1 protein-coding gene is annotated in these 5,169 nt (G+C 76.1%); it reads left to right on the top strand.

All coding sequences use genetic code 11. The features are described 5' to 3' along the window. The coding region (locus FNQ90_RS12055; RefSeq protein WP_182606375.1) for an SDR family NAD(P)-dependent oxidoreductase at positions 1 to 5,167 on the top strand (5,167 nt) is incomplete at its 5' end. Between the last annotated feature and the right edge of the window lie 2 nt (positions 5,168 to 5,169).

The following is a 5,169-nucleotide window of genomic DNA, read 5'->3' as shown; positions in this document are numbered from 1 at the left end:
CCCCCGACTCGTCCTCGCCTTCCCCGGTGGGGGTGCGCAGTACGCCGGGATGGCGCACGACCTGCTCGGGGAGCCGGCCTTCGCCGCCACCGTGGACCGGTACGCGGAACTCTTCGGGAGCACGGACCGGGGACACGTCCTCCCCGGCGACGGTTTCGACCTGCGATCGCTGGTGACCGCCGCTCCCGGTGACGAACGCGCCGGCCGCCTGCTGCGCGACCCCGCCCACGGACTGCCCGCCCTGTTCACCGTCTGCGTGGCGGTGGCGAACACCCTGCGCGCCGGGGGCCTGGAGCCGGACGCCGTGGTCGGCCACAGCCTCGGCGAGTACGCCGCCGCGGTGGTGGCCGGCGTCCTCTCCCCGGAGGACGCCGTCGCCCTGGTGGCGGTCCGTTCCCGGGCCATGTCCCGGACGGCCGGTGGCGGCGCGATGCTCGCGGTGACGCTTCCGGAGTCCCGGGTTCGGGAGCTGTTGCGTCGTCATGTCGACATCGACCTGGCGGTGGTCAACGGCCCGGAGGCGTGCGTGGTGTCGGGCCCCGCGCCGGCCGTGGCCGCCCTGGAGACGGAGCTGTCCGCCGAGGGGGTGCGCGTCAACCGTCTCCTCCTGGACGCCGCGGCCCACTCCCGCCTGGTGGAGCCCGCTCTGGAGGAGTTGCGGACCGTGGCGGAGAAGGTCGTGGCACGGCCGCCCCGCGTCCCGCTGGCCACCACGCTCACCGGGCGGTGGCTGGAAACGGCGCCGGACGCCGAACACTGGGTGTCGCACCTGCGGTCCACCGTGCGTTTCGCCGACGCGCTCGCCACCGCGATGGGCCCGGGGCCGACCGCCCTGCTGCAGGCCGGCCCCGGCCACGGCCTGCTCCAACTCGCCCGCGCCCGGCACGCCGAACGCCTGGCCTGCGCGGTCACCTCCCTGCCCCCGCACACCGAACCGGGAACCGGTCGGTCCGCGCTGCTCGCCGCGTACGGCGAACTGTGGACGCACGGCGTCGGGTCGCCGGAGGTCGAGGCCCTGCACCGGCCGGGCAGGCGCCGGGTGGTGCTGCCGGCGGCCCCCTCCCGGCGTCGTCGACTGTGGATCGACCCGCCCGTTCACCCCGTACCCGGGGCGCAGGACGCGGGGAACTCCCCCGACGAGCACGAGCCCTTCCACCTGCCGGTGTGGCACCGCACCCCGCCCCCGGCCCCGAACCGCCCCACCGGCCGCTGGCTGGTGGCCGGCGACGGACCCCGCGCGGAGCTGATCCGGACCGCGTTCGCCGACGCCGGCGCCGAGGTGGTCACCGCGACCGCCGGCACCGAACCGTGCGACGGGGTGGTGATCGTGGACCCCGGCCACGGCACCGGGAGGGACGACCCGGACACCCCGGACGTCGCCGCGAACCGGGTGAGCGCCGCGATCCTCGACTGCGCGACCGTCGCCGCCGCGATGGCCCCATGGGCACGGGACACCTGCCTGCTGCACCTCGCGACGGGAACCCAGCAGGTGGAGAGCGGGGACCGTCCCTCCCCGGCGGACGCCGCCGCCCTCGCCGTGCCCCGGGTGCTCTCCCAGGAGTTCCCCGGCCTGCGGTGGCGCACCGTGGACCTGCCCGGCGGGCTCCCGGCCGGCGCCGGGCCGGCGGACCCCGGGACCGTCGCCGCCGTGTGCCGGGAGGCCGCCGAACTGGCCGGCGGTGGTGCGTCGGGCAGGGAGGTCGCGCTGCGCGGCCGACACCGCTGGGTGCGCTCCCTGGAGCACTGGCGACCGGAGGACACCGCCGAACCCCGGGGCGCCGGCGACCCGGCCGCCACCGCGGTGATCCTCGGCGGCCTGGGCGACGTGGGCCTCACCGTCGCCGGGCACCTGGCCCGCACCGGCCGGCGGGTCGTCGTCACCGGACGCACGGGCCTGGACGGGGACGCCGGCTCCGCCCGGGCGGGGACCGTGGGTCGATTGCGTTCCGAGGGCGCGGACATCGAGGTGCGCGCCGTCGACGCCGCCGACGCGCGGGCCATGACCGACCTGCTGCGCGAACTGACGGAACGGGACGGCCCCCTCGGTCCGGTGATCCACGCCGCCGGTGTGGTCGCCTCCGAGGCGGTCACCCCCCTGCGGTCGGTGAACGAGGAGTCGGTTCGGGCGCACGCCCGGGCCAAGGCGACCGCCGCCGAGGCGCTGCGAGCCGCGGTCCGTGACCTGCCCGGGGACCGCCGCCCGGAGGTCGTGGTGCTGATGTCCTCGGCCACCGCCTTCGTCGGCGGCCTGGGCCTGGCCCCCTACGCCGCGGTCAACCGCTTCCTGGACGCCTTCGCCGAGCGGGAACACGCGGCGGAGGACGGGCGCACGGCCTGGATCGCCGTCGCCTGGGACGGCTGGCGGGTCGGCCCCGGGGGCACCGAACGCGTCGTGGCCTCCCGCCATTCGATCGGCGCGGCCGACGGCATGCGGAGCCTGGACCGGATCCTGGCCCTCGCGGAACGGCGCGACGCCCCGCCCTCGATCGCGGTCTCCCCGGTCGACCTCTCCCTCCGCACCGCCGGTGGACCGGTGGTCGCCACGCAGGGGGGACTCCCGGAACCCGGGCGGGAGGGGAGCGCCGGAGAGGGACCGGCCGACGGGTTCGAGCCGGCCGAGCGCGTTCTCGCCGCCCTCTGGTCGGACCTCCTGGGCTTCCCCGTCACCGACCCGGACGCCGACTTCTTCGCGCTCGGGGGCCACTCGCTGCTCGCCACCCGGATGCTCGCGCGCCTGCGCGACGACCTCGGGGTGCGGCTGCGCCTGACGGACCTGTTGGCCCGCCCCACCATCGCCTCCCTCGCCCCGCTGCTGGACACCCCCGGCGCGGAAAGGGCACCGGAAACGACCCCGGAACCGACCGGGTCGACCCGACCGGAGGACACCGACACCGGGGGAACCCCGGGGGAGTTCCCCCTCACCCGGGTGCAGCACGCCTACTGGATCGGCGGCTCCGGCGGCTACCGGATGGGCAACGTTCCCTGTTCCTTCCACCTGGAGTACGACTGCCCGGACCTGGACGTCCCCCGTTACGAGGAGGCGTGGAACCGGGTCATCGCACGCCACCCCATGCTGCGCGCCGTGATCACCGCCGAGGGCCGCAACCGGATTCTGGAACGGGTTCCGCGGTACCGCATCCGGGTCCGCGACCTGGCCGACCGCGCCCCGGAGGAGCGCGAACGCGCACTGGAGCGCATCCGGGAGTCCATGGTCCGCAGGGAACCCCACCCGGGGCGCTGGCCCCTGGTGGACATCCGCGCCGCCCGCCTTCCGGACGGGGTGATCCGCCTCTTCGTCAACGTCGACGTGCTGGTCTGCGACACCGCCGGCTACTTCGTGTGGGACCGCGAACTGCGTACCCTCTACGAGAACCCGGACGCGCGGCTGCCGCTGCCCGCCACCACCTTCGAGCGCTGCGTCGCCGCCCTGCGGGAGCGGGCCGACACCGAGGACCACCGCAGGGCCGCCGCCTACTGGCGCGAGCGGATGGACGACCTGCCCGGCGCCCCCGCCCTGCCCCGGCTGCCCGGGGACCGGGACGAGCGACCCCGGTTCGCCCGGCGCAGCGCCCGACTGGAACCCGGGTGCTGGAGGGCGCTGACCGCCGAGGCCGCCCGGCGGGGACTGACCCCCACCGCGGTGCTGCTCGCCGCCTACGGCGAGACCCTCGCCGAATGGTCCGGTGGGGACCGGCTCTCCCTCACCCTCACCCTCTTCGACCGTCCCGCCGGACTTCCCGGTGCCGAGGACGTGGTCGGCGACTTCACCACGCTGATGCTGCACGCCGTCGACCGGAGCGCGGACACCTGCTTCGCCGACGCCGCCCACCGCGCCCAGCGAACCCTCTTCTCCGACCTGGAGCACCGGGAGTTCTCCGCCCTGGAACTCCTGGCGGAGAAGGCCTCGCGCACCGGCCGCACCGAGTCGGTGCCGGTGGTCTTCACCAGCGCGCTGGGTCTGTCCGCCCCTCTGGGCGGCACCCACGACCTGGACTGGGTCGGCGCCCCGGTGTACGGGGTGAGCAGCACCCCGCAGACCTGGCTCGACCACCAGGTGCTCGAACAGCACGGCGCCCTGCTGCTCCAGTGGGACGTCCAGGAGACGGTGATCCCGGCCGAGGAGGCCGACCGCGCCTTCGCCGCACACGTGGCCCGGGTCCGGCGCCTGGCCGAGGCGCCGGAAGCCTGGGACACCCCCCGGGCGGGAGCCCCGGCGGCCGGGGCCGCCGAGGCCCGTCCCGTCCCGGTGCCCTCGGCTCCGGCACGGCGGACGGCCGCGGACCCCGACGGGTTCGTGATGCCGCTGCGCACCGGTGACGACGAGGGGACTCCGCTGTTCCTGATCCACCCCTCCGGCGGCGACGTCCTGTGCTACGGCGAACTGGCCCGCACCCTCGCCGACCCCCGACCGGTCATCGCCCTCACCGACCCGGAGCTGACCGGCGGTCGGGGACCGACCACCATCCCGGGGATGGTGGAGCGTTACCTCGGGGCGGTGCGCTCCGTCCAACCCCGGGGCCCCTACCTGCTGGGCGGATGGTCGATGGGCGGCACCCTCGCCCACGCCGCCGCGGTGGAGTTGGAACGCCGGGGCGAACGGACCGCCCGCCTGGTGCTCATCGACTCCAACCTCCCGGACCGCATCCGCGGCCTCGGGGGAGTGGGACCGGGCGGGGACACCGCCGTGGCGGCGGTGCGCTACCTGCACTCGTTGGAGGCCTTCCTCGACCTGGAGCTTCTCACCGGCCCCGACGACGCGCGGAACCTGGCCGCCATGCCCGCCGACACGGTGCGCGTCGAGGTCACCGCCCGCCTGCGCGAGGTGGGGCTGATCGGCCCCCGGGAGAGCGCCGACCTGCGGCTGGGGGTCTTCGAGCGGCATCTGCGCGCACTGGCCGAGCACCGCGCCGGACACCTCACCGACCCGCACACGCGCCTGCTCCTGATCGCCGCCTCCCGCCGTTCACCGCGCAACGCCGGGGTCGGCATGGGAGTGGACGACGCGGAGGACCTGCCCGCCCTGGGCTGGCACCCGCACGTCCGCGGCCCCGTCGAGGAGGAGATCGTCGACGGCCACCACTACTCCCTGCTCACCGGGGAGGCGGTGCACCGGATCGCGGGGCTGATCGACCACACCCTGCGCGACCTGCCCCCGACCCCCCGCTGAAC

Source organism: Streptomyces alkaliphilus, assembly GCF_014141535.1.
GTDB classification, from domain to species: domain Bacteria; phylum Actinomycetota; class Actinomycetes; order Streptomycetales; family Streptomycetaceae; genus Streptomyces; species Streptomyces alkaliphilus.
The sequence above is the reverse complement of the archived record's forward strand: the minus strand, read 5'-3'. Positions and strand labels throughout refer to the sequence as shown.